The sequence below is a fragment of the Paenibacillus sp. sptzw28 genome, assembly GCF_019550795.1.
In the GTDB taxonomy this organism is placed as follows: domain Bacteria; phylum Bacillota; class Bacilli; order Paenibacillales; family Paenibacillaceae; genus Paenibacillus_Z.
In genome coordinates this window covers 1,941,913-1,958,444 of record NZ_CP080545.1, presented here as the reverse complement: position 1 = coordinate 1,958,444, position 16,532 = coordinate 1,941,913, and the positions used below count along the sequence as shown (strand labels likewise).

Genomic DNA, 16,532 nt, shown 5'->3' with positions numbered 1-16,532 from the left:
TATAACTCAGCCTCCTCCGACAAAATGCACCAGCTCCAGCGATGCTCCGTCTTCGAGCAGTGTTGTATTCCATATCTCGCGAGAAATAATCGCGCCGTTCATTTCGACCACGATGCGCTTGCCGACAAGACCTAATTGTATGACCAGCTCGCCTACTGTGCGAGCAGTCGTCTTCTCGCTCTTCCCGTTCAGCAGAACGGTAAACGGTGAATCGCCCAGCTTATCGCCTGCTTCCCGAAGCTTTATCTTCTTCAGGAAAGCGCGGCAGCTCCCTGCGACATCGCTGCTGCCGACGATGGCTGATACAGCGCATATACGCGCAGCGCCGGCATCAAGCACCTGATCCACATTCTCCAGCGTGATTCCGCCGATCGCTACGAAGGGAATCGAAACCTGCCGCGCAGCCTCCCGTACGTAATCCGTCGTTACCGCCATCCGCCCCGGCTTCGTGCCTGTCGGGAAAACAGGTCCGACGCCGATATAATCGGCGCCGCCGCGCTCCGCTTCAAGCGCCTGCCCGATATTGTGCGTCGATATGCCGATAATGCGTTCCGGACCGAGTATGCGTCTTGCTTCCGCAAGCTGCAGATCGTCCTGGCCGAGATGAACACCGTCTGCATCGACATAGAGCGCGACATCCAGATGATCGTTGATAATAAGCGGAACCCCGTAATGTCTTGTAAGCTCCCGAAGGGCAAAGCCCTGGGCAAGCACTTCCTGCTTGGACAGGTCTTTCGCGCGCAGCTGCACAATGTCCGCCCCGCCGATCAGCGCCTGCTCCATGACTTCCAGCATGCTGCGGCCGGGATGATAATTCTCGCCGGTTATGGCGTACAGCCGAAAATCATTCCATTTCCGGTTCAACCTCATTCGCTCCTTTCCAGCTGCTCCGCCATCGTCCCGGTAATGTAGCGGGTGCACAGCGATATCGCCAGCTGTATATCCTGCGTCCCTTGAACAAGCACGCGCCCGTCGGGAAAGAGTACAAGCCTCTGACCTTCAGGCACCTGCGCCCGCACCAGATACGGATTGGACGTTACAGCACAGCCGAGTGATGCTGCCTTAGACTGCATTCCGGACAAATTGATAGCGCGCCCAAGCGTTACCTGCACCGTATCTCGTCCGCACAAGGTTACGGTTTGCGGCTGGCTTTCCGCGGAAGCCGCCGCTGGCGCACCGGTTATTATCCGCGCTCCCGACCGGGCTGCATTATGCGTGTCAGCTGCTTGTGCCGACAGTGCAGCCGACTCCGCTGCTTTTTCTGTTGCTGCTTCAGACGTTATGGCCGCTTCTGCTGCGGCTTTCACTGGCTCCATCGCAGCCCTGCCTACTCCGGCTGCCGTCCTGCCTTCTCCAGACGCCGGCTCGGCGGCTGCCGGCCGGGCTTGGTCAGCCTTCGGCTTGGCGACTGCCGCCTGGGCTTGGTCAGACGCCGGCTCGGCTACTGCCGCCTGGGCTTGGTCAGACCGCTCGGCTACTGCCGTCCTGCCTTCTCCGGCTGCATTCACTTCTCTGCCGGAGGCGGCCGCAGCTTCGCCGCAGCAAGGACAGCCGGCCGTAGGCAGCGGCAGCGCCGACTCATGGACCCGGAACGGCCACAAGTCAGCCGTCAGCCATGTCCGCCGCAGCGCATCCCGGTTGCCGCTCAGCCACTTGAGCGCTTCGGCCGCCTGCAGGGCGGCTATCCATTCGACGATCGGCGAAATTACGCCGATCGTATCACAAGTCTCACCAGCTTCCCCCTCGTCCGCTCCCCCGATCAGACAGCGAAGACATGCCGTTTCGCCGGGTACAAGAACTGCGCTCATTCCTTGCGAACCGGCGACACCGCCATAGAGAAAAGGAATGCCAAGGCGGAAGCAAACCCCGCTAAGCAGCAGCCGTGTGGCGGCATTGTCCGTACCGTCAAGCACGAGATGTGCGCCCGCGGCAAGCTGATCCGCCACCTCCGCCGTCACATCGACTACAAAGGGCTCGATGTTGACGCTGCTGTTGATGCGGCGCAGCTTGTCAGCGGCAGCGACCGCTTTGGGCAGCGCCGCAAGCGCGTCCGCTTCCTCGAAGAGCATCTGCCGCTGCAGATTGCTTAGCTCTACAAAGTCGCGGTCTGCAAGACGGACAGTTCCGATTCCTGCCCGCACCATATGCTGGGCAAGCGATGCGCCAAGAGCGCCGCTTCCGACAATCAGTACACACGCGTCGGCAAGTCTCGTTTGCCCGGACGCGCCGATCGGCATGAATCTAATTTGCCGCGAATAGCGGTCACTCCAGGCCTCGCGGTCCGGATTAACTTGCGTTTCTGCAGGTTTAAGCATAAATCGAGCTGCCCGCCGATTTGAATGCTTCCGCCTTCTCCTTCATGCCAGCCTCGATCGCTTCCTGTGTTTCCAATCCGTGTTCGGCCGCATAATCGCGGATATCCTGAGTGATCCGCATGCTGCAGAACTTCGGTCCGCACATCGAGCAGAAATGCGCCGACTTCGCGGCATCGGCCGGCAGCGTCTCGTCGTGATAGGACATCGCCCGCTCCGGATCGAGCGACAAGTGGAATTGGTCGCGCCAGCGGAACTCGAACCGCGCTTTGGATAACGCGTTGTCCCTGATCTGCGCGCGCGGGTGCCCCTTCGCCAAATCGGCTGCATGCGCGGCTATCTTGTACGTGATAACGCCTTCCTTGACATCCTCTTTATTCGGCAGCCCCAGATGCTCCTTAGGGGTTACATAACATAGCATCGCCGTTCCGAACCAGCCGATCATTGCCGCTCCGATAGCGGATGTAATGTGGTCATAGCCGGGAGCGATATCGGTCGTGAGCGGTCCAAGCGTATAGAAGGGAGCCTCTTGGCACACCTCGAGCTGGCGGTCCATATTTTCTTTAATGAGATGCATCGGCACATGTCCCGGACCTTCGATCATAACCTGGACATCGTGCTTCCAAGCGATTTTCGTAAGCTCGCCGAGCGTTTCCAGCTCCCCGAACTGCGCTTCGTCATTGGCATCGGCAATCGATCCCGGACGTAAACCGTCGCCCAGCGAGAACGAAACATCGTACTTCTTCATAATTTCGCAAATGTCTTCAAAATGTGTATAAAGGAAATTTTCCTTGTGATGCGCCAGACACCATGCGGCCATAATCGAACCTCCGCGTGAAACAATTCCAGTCACACGCTTTGCCGTAAGCGGGATGTAGCGCAGCAGAACGCCAGCGTGAATGGTAAAATAATCCACACCCTGCTCGGCCTGCTCGATCAGCGTGTCGCGGAACACTTCCCAGCTGAGATCCTCCGCTTTGCCATCCACCTTCTCAAGCGCCTGGTAGATTGGAACCGTTCCGACTGGAACAGGCGAGTTGCGCACAATCCATTCCCGCGTCGTATGAATGTTTTTGCCGGTGGAGAGATCCATAATCGTATCCGCACCCCAGCGGGTGGCCCAGGTCATTTTCTCCACTTCCTCTTCAATGGACGAGGCAACGGCGGAGTTACCGATATTGGCATTGATTTTCACGTGAAAATGGCGCCCGATAATCATTGGCTCGGATTCCGGATGATTAATGTTTGCAGGAATTATCGCGCGGCCGACAGCCACTTCGTGCCTGACAAACTCCGGGTCCATGCCTTCACGGATCGCGATGTACTCCATCTCAGGCGTAATGATTCCGTTTCGGGCATAATGAAGCTGCGTCACGTTGGAACCCGCCTTCGCGCGGAGCGGCTGGCGCTCCAGAGCCGGGAACAGCTCGGCGCCCCGCTTGGCAGCCGTTTCCTCGGAGCTGAAGCCGTTGTCCACAGGCTTGATCTCACGTCCCTCGTAAGCTTCAACATCTCCTCGTTCTTCGATCCAGGCACGGCGAAGAGCAGGCAGTCCGCGGCGAACGTCCGCCTCGTAACCGGTATCTGTATAGGGGCCGCTCGCATCATATACACGCACCGGTTCGTTCATTTCTTCCGTACCGCTGCGGCTCGAGCTGGGCGACAATTCAATCTCACGCATTGGCACCCGTACATCAGCGCGGCTTCCTTCAACATACACTTTTCGGCTGCCCGGCAGCGGCGTCGTTAAAATAGACATAATAAAACCTCCCGAGGAATATTGGATAATCCCCTAGGAGGCTCATGAGGTTATGGGCAATTGTTGGACAAGAAGCTTAGCATGGACGGACCCGGTCATTGTCATTCCGATCGTCGTCACGCTCACCCGCCGTATCAGACACGTCCCTCCCCGAAGCGAATAAAAATAAACCGCTCCGGCGAAGGAGCGGTTTGAATGTCGCGGTCTTCCGCCTCGAACATGAAGACAATGCTTCAGGTCCGGGGCTCGGGCAATTCGTATCGAAGCGATAAGCTGCTGCAATAACGAAGCCCGTTGTCGCACATACAAGCCCACTTTCCTACGCTGGCATAACCCAGATCAGGTTCGAAGGGACCAAAGCAATCATCGCTTTATCTCAGCCAAAATCGGCGCCCCTAGTGGATTTCCTGGTTCGAGCATACCGCTGCCGGTATGTTTTGTCAACCTTGTTATAACATCTGTGCTGCGAATTCCGTCTAAACTAACCGATTCCGCTTCCTCCGCTCAGGCTGATAATAGGTCATTGTCTCCTGTGCACACCGACCGTCTGCTGCACATTTCCGGCAATCGTTACCGTCACTATATCGGATTTTACCGTGCCGTTATTATATGTCGCTGTGAAAGTAAAAGTAAGCGGGCCGTCAGCCAGCGTTTCGAAGCTCGCATCCCACATTTCACCGTTCCAGTCGGTTCGGCCGACGTTCCCAGCTGCGAGTACGACATTGAAACCGTTCAATTTAACTTCGACTTTGTCCGCTTTGGTGGCGGTTCCGGTAGCCGTTGTTTGCGCCGACAGCACAAACTTCTCCCCTGCCCAGAAAACACTGTACCCCCTCGGAGTATTCGGGTCGCCGGTTTCGTTTGTGTTGTAGTCCTTGCGCCGTAAATCCCACAGCTCCGTATGCCGCACTTGTCCGCCCACCATGAGCGGCAGCACCGGAATGCTTCTGCGGACAACAACTGGGGGTGCTTTACCGTCCGAGACCGTAAGCTCAACCTGATAGGTTCCGGCTTTCGTTGCTTTAAAGCCCGGACCGGCGGCAGGATAAGGATTATAGAGCGTATAAGAGAATGATTGATTCACTCCGTCAGGGGCCGTGACGATATATTTTACGCTCAATGGATCCTTGTCCAAGTCGTCTACAGCATGTGTCAGCATAACGGTATCGCCTTCGTACACAGGCCTTGGCGTCCAATTGAAATCAGCAGTCGGGGGCCGGTTCGTTTCGATGTAGAAATATTTCGGATTGCTCCAGCTACCCCAGTCGTATCCGTCGTAAGCCCGAACAACAACATACATGTTCACATGCTCCGGCAGGTCGACGCTCGGCCGCCAGGAAAGCACATTGCCCGGCTTGATGTCGGTATCGAGAAACTGAACGCCGCCATACTTGTAAATCTTGAGCTGGTAACGAGACTGCACATCGCCATCAGCATCGAAATAGCTCCAGATAAATGCCGGCCGGAATTCAGTCAGCTTCGTCGGGTTGTTTTGGTCTGTACTTGCCGGAACTGTGATTTGCGCATTCGGTATTTGATTATAAATGTTGACTTGCCTGCTGAACTGCGCTTCGACACCGGCCGAATCCTGAACCATCTGACGAATATTGAAATTCCCCAGGCTGTTGAACGTTTTGGTCCAATTTGTTCTTGATTTACTTTGCAGCGTTTCGCCGCCGCCCGTTGTTATGTTGCGGATATAGTACTCGTGCGGCAAGTTCTCCCTTCCGCCGTCTTCCGCATCGTAGGCCGTGGAGTTGATCGTGATCGGAACGCCTCTGAACGTGTTCCCGTAATTCGTCGTAAAACCGGGCACCGGCGGCGCGTTCGGTGTCGGAATGGTCGTGACATCGAGCGACACTATCAAATAATCGGACCAGGCTCCGTACTCATCCTTCACCGCCATGCCGATCTCGTAATTACCTTTCTCCTGAGGTGTTACCAGCTTCTCGTATACGGTGACACCCGACGGCGTGATATAGTAGAACTTTTTCTCTAAAATGCCTCGGGTCGTTTTGTAATCAATGCCTGTAGCCTCGGTTGAATAATTAGCAGAGCTTTCATACCGGTCCGGGTCATAGCTGCTATCCGTCCATATCAGCTTTCCATCGCCGCCGGGAGTGACCGTAAATTTGGATGCCGGACGCCGATGTACTGTGACCTTTTTCTTAAACGAATTCGAACTTTTCCGGTACCCGTCGAACGTCATACCCGGATAGCGGTAGCTTGAATTCGGATCATCCTTCGCCTGCAGCGTGACGATATAATCGCCGACTTTGTCAAAGGTCAGCTGCTCGGAATTATAGGTTTGGCCATTCTTTGATGAAAGACCCTGGTTATTGATGAAGCGCGGCGTGTGCTGAATGCTCCACCTGTAGGAGCCGGCTTTCGGATCGCCTTCCGGATCGAGGAACAGAATGTTATTATAGGCAACATCCGCGCTGGCCGTGCCTTCATCCCAGATGGCAAAGCTGTCGGACCATTCTATTTTGTTCTGCACCGCTTTATACGTAAAGGCACTGAACGTCACAAACGATTTGTCGCTGAAATAACCGAAACGCCCTTCGGCAAATGTGCTATCCGTTACCGTCAAAATCGGAATGCTGTTCAAGAACACATCGATCTGGCTGCCTACCGCTTTGATTCTGATGCCATAGCTTTTATTGGACTCAAAGGCATAGGATCCGGCTTTCAGCAAGGTCGGCTGACCGTTGACATACTTCATCAGATTAAAGGAATGGCCATCCGTTTCCACCGCGTACCGGTTGCGTGTATTCTGCATTCGGAACGAGAATCCGGCTGAATCTTGGTCATAATCAATGTTATCCATCCGGAAGCTGAATTTCATGTCCGCATCGTTTAGCGAGAGGTTAGAGACAAACTGGCCGTTGGTATACCCTCTACGCAGCAGCGGACTCGTAGTCGGCGTACCAACCGAGTAACCCATAGCTGTCGAACCGTTAGGTCCGTTAGATGGAAATGCTGTGATCACAAACCCATCCCCAAAGTACTCGCCATAGAGCTGCTGACTTGAGTAGCCGCAATAAGGAGCTGACTGTTGTATTTTGTTCCCCGAGGGATCAAACACATCAATCGTCGCACTTGAACATCCTCCGGTTAAAGGCCAAGACGTGCGATATCCGTCAGCGGTGACCGAACTCGTTTTCTCTCGAACTTTGTTTCCATTCAAGTCTACATAAAATTTGGTATAGGACGGATCCCAAGAGTATATCGAACCATCTTCGACATATGTATCCGCCCTGGTTTTAACCGTTCCTGTATTACTATCCAGGACATAATAAACGGGATATAACACTCCATAGCTGCTGTCATTCGCCTCATAGTTATATACCGTCAATTCATTTTTAAACGGGTTTATGAAAATTCCATTTAAGTACTGCGATATACTGCCTCCGCCTCCCTGGCCCTGACTTGTAGACCCCGAGCGATCCGGAGCAGTGAGATACTTCCTCCAAGCCAGCGTCATGTCGGGATTATACTTGGCGATATTCATGTCGTAAAAATTATCTTGGGCAACGTACCCTTCGTAGGTATACATGGCTCCTTTTGGGTCCGTGAATATCGGTTTGGAAACGCGATACTCCTGCATACTAGAGAGAAGTTCAGGTTTTCTAATCGGAGGTACTGTCCATTTCGGTAAATCTTTAATCGAAAGGTCCGGCGAAATTTCGAGCCACCGTGTACTATATGGCATGGATGACGTTGTATAAATGTTGTTATCACTTCGAAGCAAAATTTTACTTCCGTTCGAATGGTCAATCGGCCACCATCCTTGGCCGTTCGAATCGCCTTTACCCATGTATGGCCCGTATGAATTTTGATTGAGCTGCGCACCGGTATAAGCATCGTATACCGTTATCGTGTCATTTGTACCGTCAGAAGTCTTAACATACAGGTATTTGTCGGCCAACTCCCAAGAAACAAATTGAGCAATCGTATCAGGTATAGTTTTTATGAACACGTAAGGATTGCCATCCCTATACTGGTACTTTAAATAGTATGAGTTAGGATCATAAACCGATACCTGCGGAGATATCTTCTTGGGATCTAAAGCATAGATTGTTAGACTAACCTTGCCCCCTCCCACGAACTTGCGTTGATCGAAGTAAAATAACTTTTTATTCGATTTTAACTTCGTTAAACGATCATCGAACGTCGCCGGATACCCTTGCTGATCCAATAAGGTATTGGTCAATGAAGGGTTAAAACTCGTCGCTGCTCTCCATGGCGATAATCGGTTCGTTCCGTACCCGTTATCCATCACCTGTGAAGCAAAACCAATATTGGTATACTGGTTTCCGAAGTTTTTACCTTCACTGCTTATCAGGCTGCCGCCGGAAACGGTCCATAAGTTGTTTTTATTGTAGACTTCCTCGTTCGTATTGGTGATATAGACAGGCCAATTAATCATTACGTCCGGTCGGATCGTCGTGCTTGCATCCAGATCCGGCTGCGGATTCTTCCCTTCCACTTCGAACGAGACTTCCGGCGCATTGTTCACAATGTCCAATGTTAATGCTGATTCGGTAGTAGCCGAAGTGTCTCCCGACTTTCCATACTCTTCGATCACTTTGACATAGAACAAATATTTGCCAACCTTATCCGGATTGATCGTCACCTTGTCCATCTGGCCAATGATCGTTTTCCAAGCGTCGTCCGCAAATCCGTTATTGTTAGCATCGTATTTATACTTATAATCCGCTGCGACAATCTGATCTCCGTCCGGACTGTAGGACTTATTCAAAATAACGGAAGGTTCGTTACGGATACCAAGCTTCGGAACATCGAGCTTGGCGACCGGTGGCAAGTCCGGTTTGACAATAATACTGCAAGTAGCCGGATTTAACGATTTCAGGCCGGTTGAATCGTAAACGTGCAATGACACTTGAACGGTGATGTCTTGATTGGTTCCGTTCGTATATGAGGTGAGCTTGTTTGTCCACTCATCCCTGTTGTGATTGATCGTTCTGCCAAGGGGACTATAGCTTTTGGTTGCATCAAAGGCGGAATCCGGAACCGGATGATTCTCAATGACGCTTGGCGGACATTGAATGACGGGAACAGGATTATCCGGAATGACGTTTATATAGGTCGAAGCTTGGGCTGTAGTTCCCCATTGATCGCGGATCTGAGCGGTAATATTGTGGAAACCGGTGCCATCCATAGTGATGTTGTACATGCCCCAAGGTACTACCGGATACTTGCTTGGCAAGGACTGCATCCACGGATCGCTGTCGGCAAAGAAGAACTGATCAAAAGACAAGCTATCTCCGTCCGGATCGGTTGGCGTTGGCACAGAAGGATCATTAATAACCACTAAATTCAGCACAGTTCCTTTGGTCACTTCATACACCGGTTTCGTCGGTTCGCTAGGGCGTACCCATGCAATCGTAAATTGTGGGGGATAATTATTTGTCGGACCACTGACGGTAAGTGTTTTAGGACCGATCCAGCTCGATTCGCCGCAGCTGGTTTTAATTTTCATATAGACGCTATGTGTACCCACACCGATAACCGAAGGGTATGTACTTCGCGTATAGGTGGAATCACTGGATTGTCCGTTTACGTCAGGACCTATCCACGTTACACCTCGTTCAATTTTGAAAGAATGAGACACGTATGTACATGCTTGAAGCTGAAAATCTTTCGGATGAAGCGTAAAGGAATCCCCATAAGCAACGCTGCCTGGCAATACATCGAAATCGCCGCTGAAAGTACCTGCCTTTTCATAGAAAAAGGTTACATAGGCTTTCGGCTGTGAGCCTGTCAGATTTACAGTTACGCTTGAACCCGAACTGGATGTATCCAAATAGCCGGTATACGACATACTGCGGCCAATTATCGTACCTTTGGAACTATCCGCTGACACGGTTTGACTGTTCGGCAATGATGTGACGGCAATGGTGCTTTCACTTTCTTTTGTGTACGTTCCGGTTGAGCTGGTTCTCACCATATTTCTCACGTTGATTTGACCGGGCAGGTCGTAAACATAATACAAATACAACGTCTTAAATGCCCCATTATATGGGGACAATCCGTACTCGCCAGGTGTTGAATTGCTGAAATCAGTCGGTGGCGTGCCGGTTGTCGTTTTCACATATCCCGCGTAGGAATATCCTGCTGCTGAAGAATGAGTTGGTGTGTAATTCTGATTCGTCGTCAGTGCATCGGTTCGGTCCGGGAACACAGAGGAAAGACTTTGCCCATCCCGTGTGACATGCCGAATGTACGATGTACCGTCCGCGACTTTATCATAGTAATAGTTGACGATATATTTATCAAACGAACCGTCATAAGTGAATGAAGGCGTTCCTGTTAAAAAGGAAGTTTTTAAAGCCGGGTCACTACCATCTTTTGTTTCTTTATACTTATTGGCATAAACATAATTCGAATTAGTTCCAGGTGCTGGCGGATATAGAGATCCAGTCTGCATTGACTTCGATTGATTAGTAAAAGAGGCGTCGATATTTGTTCCATCCGTTGTATAGTGGTGAACTTTAAGATTTCCGTACAATTCAAATTGAATCAATATGGGGAAGAAATATCGCCATCCGTCTACCGCAGGGGCGCACTCACTACAAGCGTAGGGAGGATTATAACGTGTGCTGTAGTGATCGCCTGAATTTGTCTCTAACTTCCCTGTTACATTAAGGTCGAAACTGATGGTGCTAGTGTCTCTTCCCACAACATTTGACGCTGATGAAGTAAATTGGTTTTGACCAAGATAAGAAGTATATAAATTATAATCATCACCAATACGAGACGAAAAATAAAAACCATTGGGATCGATACTTGGGGTGTAAGGTTTAACTGATATGATATCTTTTACAACTCTATCGGGAAAAGAAAAAGTATAGGTTTTGGGTATTGAAACAGAGTCTCCTGGTTTGTTCGTTGTCCAATTACCCGAGGAATCTTTCCAAATATCATAATACATGAAGGCAACCGCATATCGAATGTTATTAACGGATACTGGCTGAATGTTTCTGTTATCACCAAGTGCCGTATCTGCCGAAGCAGGTACAGGAAACATTTCGAACAGAAGCATTATGACTAACGAAAAACCCAAAAGCTTGTTCACAGTTCTATAACGTCTCGTCATAATTGAAGTTACTCTCCAGTATTTTTTATTAATACCGCACTTGGATATCCGGCAACCAATCCAATGTAACCAATTTCCGACAAATTCAAAGATTTGTAATTTTTTATCCCATAATTGCTCAGATCATAACCCGAAACGATAGGATAGTAATTTATTCTTAGATCTCCTTTAGGCTCCCTATACAGTGAATTTCTAATCCTTAATGAGACATCAGAAGTATTATTGATTAATAAAAAAAAGGTTGTATCCATAACACTTTTAGCCGAAGTACTTGCACGAATATATTCATTTTCATCCAAGTAAGCAAGATCCAGTCGATAAAGATTGTTACCATTTACCTGTAGTGGTAAGTCATTTTTATCCAAAACCACGACTTTATTTTTATTTTTATTTAGATAAAATTCCCTACCCTTAAAATATGGCAAGAAAGGCTTACTATCCACCAGTTTTTCTTTGGCAATATCTTCAAGCTTCGGGATATTCTTATTTCCGATCCATACAAATTGATTCGCCCCATCCCACTCAACTGGAGCACCAAGCCCTTCACTAATGACCCGCAGCGGCACGAGCGTCCGGCCCGACTCTTCAATAATGGAAACAGGAAGTCTGATTGGTTTTCCATTCACCTTCGCCAATGAAGATCCGATTACGAATTCCAACACGGTATTCCCTTTGACAATTTGAATATTTTTACCATTAAGCGTTATTTTTCCGCCGAGCTTATCCGAAACAAAGCGGATCGGTACAAGCACCGAATCATTAACCATCTTCGCTTTTACATCCATTTTAACTTGCCGTGCATTATACAGCACTTCAATCGGCATACTCTTTACCTTTGGATTTCCTTCCTTAGCATTCACGGTTCCTACAGGCAACAATATAGATAGGGCCAAGATCGAAGCAATGATTTGTCTTTTCATAGTTTGTTTCCCCTCATATCATATTTAAACCTATTTTCTACCACATTCTACCACCATTCGCTATCATTCGACGAGACTTTCGCGCGAAAAAAGCACCTGCCTGCAAGCTAAATAAATAGCCTGCAAGCAGGTGCTTCCTGCTAATGTCTACCTCACACCGAACATGCAATTAATTCCTATATTACCCATTCATCCGACATTTTTCAACTATAAATTCACAGCATACCGCTTTCTGCAAGGAGCTTCAGCCAACGATCAGCCGAATGACGCCACGTAAAGCGCTGCTCGACCCGCTCTCTGCTCCTCCAACCCATTTCATGCCGCAGCTGATCGTTCTTCAGAAGCATGAGCAAATATTCGCGCATCTGAAGCTCCACCTCGCATGGATCAACAAGATAACCGGTGACCCCATCCTGGATGATTTCCTTCATCCCGCCGGCCCTCGTGGCCACTACCGGCAAGCCGCACGCCATCGCTTCCACATTGACGAGACCGAACGCTTCGCTTCGTCCGGAAGGAACGACTGCGACATCCGCTCCCAGAAACCAATCCGGCACTTCCGAGTACGGCACGTAGGGTACGAACTGCACATGCCCTCGCAGCCGCCGGCCAAGGCGGTGCAGCTCACGCACGTAACCGGTCGTTCTTGCCGATCCGTAGAATGCCCCGCCAACAACAACGAGCAGTGCAGCAGGATGCTGCTTGACCAACTCCGGCATCAGACGCAGCAGATGATGGACGCCCTTTTTCCGGATCAGCCTGCCCATAAAAAGAATAACGCTGCGGCCGTTCCAGCCCCGCGCATTGCGTAATTGTTCCCTGCGGGCTGCACCATCAGGCGTAAATTGCGAACGGAAGCGTTCCGTATCGACACCCGGATAAACCACGTTCAGCTTATGCGCGCACTGCGGCACGCGGGCCGCCACAACCTCCTGCAGAAACTCGCTGTTGACGATTATTTTCTCCGCCGCCTGGAAGCTTCGAACCAGTCTGGAATGACGAATCGCCTTCGTTCCGATGAACGTAGCTGAGTGCAGATGGAGCCAAACCCTTCCTTGCGGCCGCAGCCGCTTCAGCCTCAGCACAGTACCCGGACGGTTCTCAACCTCCGTAATATCCGGCTGAAACCGACGAATCGCACGCCCCACCCGACTCACATACTGAATTTTATCCCCTGCGGGAAACCGTACGCAATCCGCTCCGCTTAACGTTCCCTTGCGGGGAAGCGTTCTACCCGTTCTTCCGTAGATCCGTGCTTGAATCGCCGGTACGAGCAGCGGCACCAGCTTCTCCACGACACGCTCGACAGAGCTGCTGTTCGGAGAAGGCAGTGGAAAAGCACCCGGCGTCACAAACGCGATTCTGGGTCGCGCCATCTGAGCAACCAGCCCCTCTCTCCGCTTGTTGTCTTAGCATACGCCGCAAGCACTGCCGCTGAACCCGGCATTGTCCTAATCGGATATCCGAACGATGAACCGGCCTACCCGGGCAGCAGCCGCTCTGTGAGCAAAGACAGCACATAAATGCCCAAATAGGCTCCACATGCCAGAAATACGGGACTGAGAAAAACCTCATGCACCTGTGTCATAAACACGGTATCATCCAGCAGCGTCCGCATCACGCTCTCTGCAGCTTCAGCGAAGAATAGCGAGAAAGCGATCAACGCCAGAGCATCAATAATCACTTTGAGACTGCGCTTCCATCGACGCAGACCAAATAATAAACCGCCACCGATAATCACGCCCGCCAAAATCAAGACCAACACTGCAATCACCTCATCTCCCAGCATTCGCAAAAATCAATGCCGCTAAACACGCTGGAAAGCGGACTCTATTGATTAATAAGACGCAATATGTCAAACTAAGCCGGAGACCATAAGCTTGACCTTTACTGAAGAGAGGACGTGAACATCCGGCATGACAAAATGGCTGCTCCGATCGATGACTGAGCTTAGCTCGCGCAAATGGATATCGCGAGTAACCGGTCGATTCGCCCAGTCGCCCGCAAGCCGGCGCTTTATCCCCAGATTCGCCCGCATGTACGGCATCCGTGTTGAAGAAGCCGAGAAACGGCTTGAAGAATATAGCACGCTCAACGATTTTTTCACGAGAAGACTGAAGATCGGCCTGCGCGCTATAGATAATGATCCCGAAGCGCTGGTGAGTCCTGTCGATGCCCTCATCACCGGGGCCGGTGAGATTAAATCGGGTACGATTTTGAATGTGAAGGGACAGGATTATACAGTAGAAGAGCTGCTTAATCGCTCTCCGCGCACCGAGAACTATAAGAACGGTTATTTTATCGTGCTTTACTTGAGCCCGACCGATTACCACCGCATTCATACTCCGGTGGACGGAACGATCGTAGAGCGCGAGCATATCGCCGGCAAGGTATATCCGGTAAACGAGTTCGGCCTGCGCCACATGCGCAGAGTGCTTAGCCGCAACGAACGCTTGATCACCTATATCAGACATGCTCATGCCGAGACGGCCGTCGTCAAGGTAGGCGCGATGAATGTGAGCAGCATCAAATATGTCGAGCCTCTTCATGATAAAGTGACGAAAGGCGAGGAGCTGGCATACTTCGAGTTCGGTTCGACTGTGGTGCTTCTGACGGAAGAGGGTACATTCTTCCCGCGCGGCGATTTGCAGACAGGCTTGAAAGTAAAGATGGGAGAAAGAATCGGAACGATAGTGTCCCGTTAATTGCAAGCGCCGCTAACGGCCGTTTCATCCATCTTCATAAGGATGAAGCAGCGTTAGCAGCGCTTTTTTTGTATTACTTCTGACTGAACAAGCATTACTCAAACAGGGATTTCGCCACTTCTTCCATCCGGGAGGCTCCAAGCTCGATCATCTCTTCAGTTAGATGGGAGAAGCCGAATAACGCCGAGCAGTACTCCCTCTTCCCTATCCAGAACCTTCCGCCATCGGACCACCTCACGCCTGCATTGCCGCATGCCGCCTGAAACCGGGCATAGTCTTCCGCTTCGCCGCGCCACTGAGCATACAGGTGCAGCCCGGCATCGGTCTCCACCCAACGAAACCATCGTTCAAGCCTGCCGTTCATTTGTTCCTGGAAACGGATGAGCCTCCGTCCGCACACGCGCCGCATCCGTCTCAAGTGTCGCGCATAACCGCCGCTCGCCATAAAATTGGCCAAAGCTCGCTGCTCAGCCATACCTGAAGGTAACGGCTCCAGCAGCGCTTTGGCTCGGCGGAACGGCTCTACAAGCGATTCCGGCAGCACCGCATAACCAATACGCAAATCGGAATACATCGTTTTGGAAAATGTCCCGAGGTAGACGACTCTCCCCTCCCGGTCGAGCGCCTTCAGCGGTTCTGCCGGTCGTCCGCCCCAGCGAAGCTCGCTGTCGTAATCGTCCTCCACAATGACAGCGCCGCGCGTTCCAGCCCACTCCAGCAGTTCCTTCCTTCTACCGGCCGTCAGAACCGCTCCGCTTGGAAAATGGCGCGTAGGCGTGACGAACAGCAGTTGTGCGGCCCAATCCGCCGGCACGATGCCGCAGTCGTCGACAGGAGCTGCGATAATGCTGCCTCCGGCTGCCTGGACAGCTGATTTTGTGCCGGGATAACCGGGATTCTCCAGCACAACTGCGCTGCCCGGAGAAACGAGCAGCAGCGAAAGCAGCGCTATTGCCTGCATGGAGCCGTTCGTAATGAACAGATGGGACGGTTCGGCGTCGATCCCGCGAGACCTCCGCAGCTCATGTGCGATTGCCTCGCGCAGCGGCATATATCCTTCGAGCGGTGCAGCCGGAATGGGCCAGTGGTCCATCATTTCACGAATTTCCGCGTAAAGGGACGTCTTCCATCCCTCCACCGGGAACAGCCCCGGATCAACCTGACCGATATTGAAATCAATCTGCCCTGCTGCCTCTTGTCCCCCGCTATCATCAGGCCTGCGGGCCGCTTCAAGGCGTTGCGCCCAGCCGGAGAGCGCTATCGGCGCCGAGCTAATCTCTCCCCGTCTCCTTGCCTCAGCCGTCTCCGAAACACGAAAAGCCACAAACGTGCCGCTGCCTGCTTCCGTCCGGACGAAGCCTTCGGCAATCAGCATCTCATACGCCTGATTAACCGAGCCCCGGGACAGATTATACAGCTCCGCAAGCTTGCGGCTCGACGGCAATCGCATTCCTTCGGTCAGCACACCCTCTACAATCGCCTCGCGCAGGGCTTGAAACAGCGCTTCCGACTTTCTCCCAAGCTCCCTGTAATAGCGGTCGAAAGCAATCCGGGACTCCACAAAGAACACCTCCCGCCGACTCAAGTTAAATACCTGAAGTCAGACTCTTCTCAGATCTGCAGGCATCATAGAAACTGGTCTAATAAATTTACTCTAAATTGGATCTTTTTTAATGTCAATAATGGCGGTATGCTCATAGCTACAACCGAAGC

The 16,532-nt window shown here is 51.5% G+C and carries 9 protein-coding genes and 1 riboswitch; of the genes, 1 reads left to right on the top strand and 8 read right to left on the bottom strand.

Features of this window, described 5'->3' with window-relative positions; genetic code table 11:
* Positions 1 to 6 precede the first annotated feature (6 nt).
* The 7 genes from thiE to KZ483_RS08745 all read right to left on the bottom strand — a co-directional run bounded on the left by thiE (position 7) and on the right by KZ483_RS08745 (position 13,879).
* On the bottom strand, positions 7 to 870 hold the full coding sequence (gene thiE / locus KZ483_RS08775) for a thiamine phosphate synthase (RefSeq protein WP_220352271.1): 864 nt from the start codon (positions 868 to 870) through the stop codon (positions 7 to 9).
* Positions 867 to 2,315, bottom strand: coding sequence for a ThiF family adenylyltransferase (locus KZ483_RS28390; protein WP_258881600.1), 1,449 nt, complete (start codon positions 2,313 to 2,315; stop codon positions 867 to 869). Before KZ483_RS28390 ends, thiE begins: the two co-directional genes overlap by 4 nt.
* Positions 2,308 to 4,071, bottom strand: coding sequence for a phosphomethylpyrimidine synthase ThiC (gene thiC / locus KZ483_RS08765; protein WP_220352270.1), 1,764 nt, complete (start codon positions 4,069 to 4,071; stop codon positions 2,308 to 2,310). Before thiC ends, KZ483_RS28390 begins: the two co-directional genes overlap by 8 nt.
* Before the next feature lie 299 nt (positions 4,072 to 4,370).
* Positions 4,371 to 4,478, bottom strand: a riboswitch (TPP riboswitch).
* A 113-nt stretch (positions 4,479 to 4,591) separates the two neighbouring features.
* Positions 4,592 to 10,621, bottom strand: a complete 6,030-nt coding sequence (locus KZ483_RS08760) for a hypothetical protein (RefSeq protein WP_220352269.1) — start codon at positions 10,619 to 10,621, stop codon at positions 4,592 to 4,594.
* A 581-nt stretch (positions 10,622 to 11,202) separates the two neighbouring features.
* Positions 11,203 to 12,114, bottom strand: coding sequence for a stalk domain-containing protein (locus KZ483_RS08755; protein ID WP_220352268.1), 912 nt, complete (start codon positions 12,112 to 12,114; stop codon positions 11,203 to 11,205).
* A gap of 215 nt (positions 12,115 to 12,329) precedes the next feature.
* Positions 12,330 to 13,490, bottom strand: a complete 1,161-nt coding sequence (locus KZ483_RS08750; protein ID WP_220352267.1) for a glycosyltransferase family 4 protein — start codon at positions 13,488 to 13,490, stop codon at positions 12,330 to 12,332.
* Between the two features lie 104 nt (positions 13,491 to 13,594).
* The gene (locus KZ483_RS08745; protein ID WP_220352266.1) at positions 13,595 to 13,879 is read right to left on the bottom strand and encodes a transposase; all 285 of its coding nucleotides are present in this window, start codon (positions 13,877 to 13,879) and stop codon (positions 13,595 to 13,597) included.
* 151 nt (positions 13,880 to 14,030) lie between these two features.
* Here KZ483_RS08745 and asd point away from each other — a divergent pair, with 151 nt between their 5' ends.
* A complete protein-coding gene (gene asd, locus KZ483_RS08740) occupies positions 14,031 to 14,819 on the top strand; it encodes an archaetidylserine decarboxylase (RefSeq protein WP_220352265.1) in 789 nt (262 codons plus the stop codon).
* A gap of 94 nt (positions 14,820 to 14,913) precedes the next feature.
* Here the strand turns inward: asd and KZ483_RS08735 are convergent, their stop codons facing one another.
* The gene (locus tag KZ483_RS08735) at positions 14,914 to 16,380 is read right to left on the bottom strand and encodes a MocR-like pyridoxine biosynthesis transcription factor PdxR (protein WP_258881599.1); all 1,467 of its coding nucleotides are present in this window, start codon (positions 16,378 to 16,380) and stop codon (positions 14,914 to 14,916) included.
* Positions 16,381 to 16,532 lie beyond the last annotated feature (152 nt).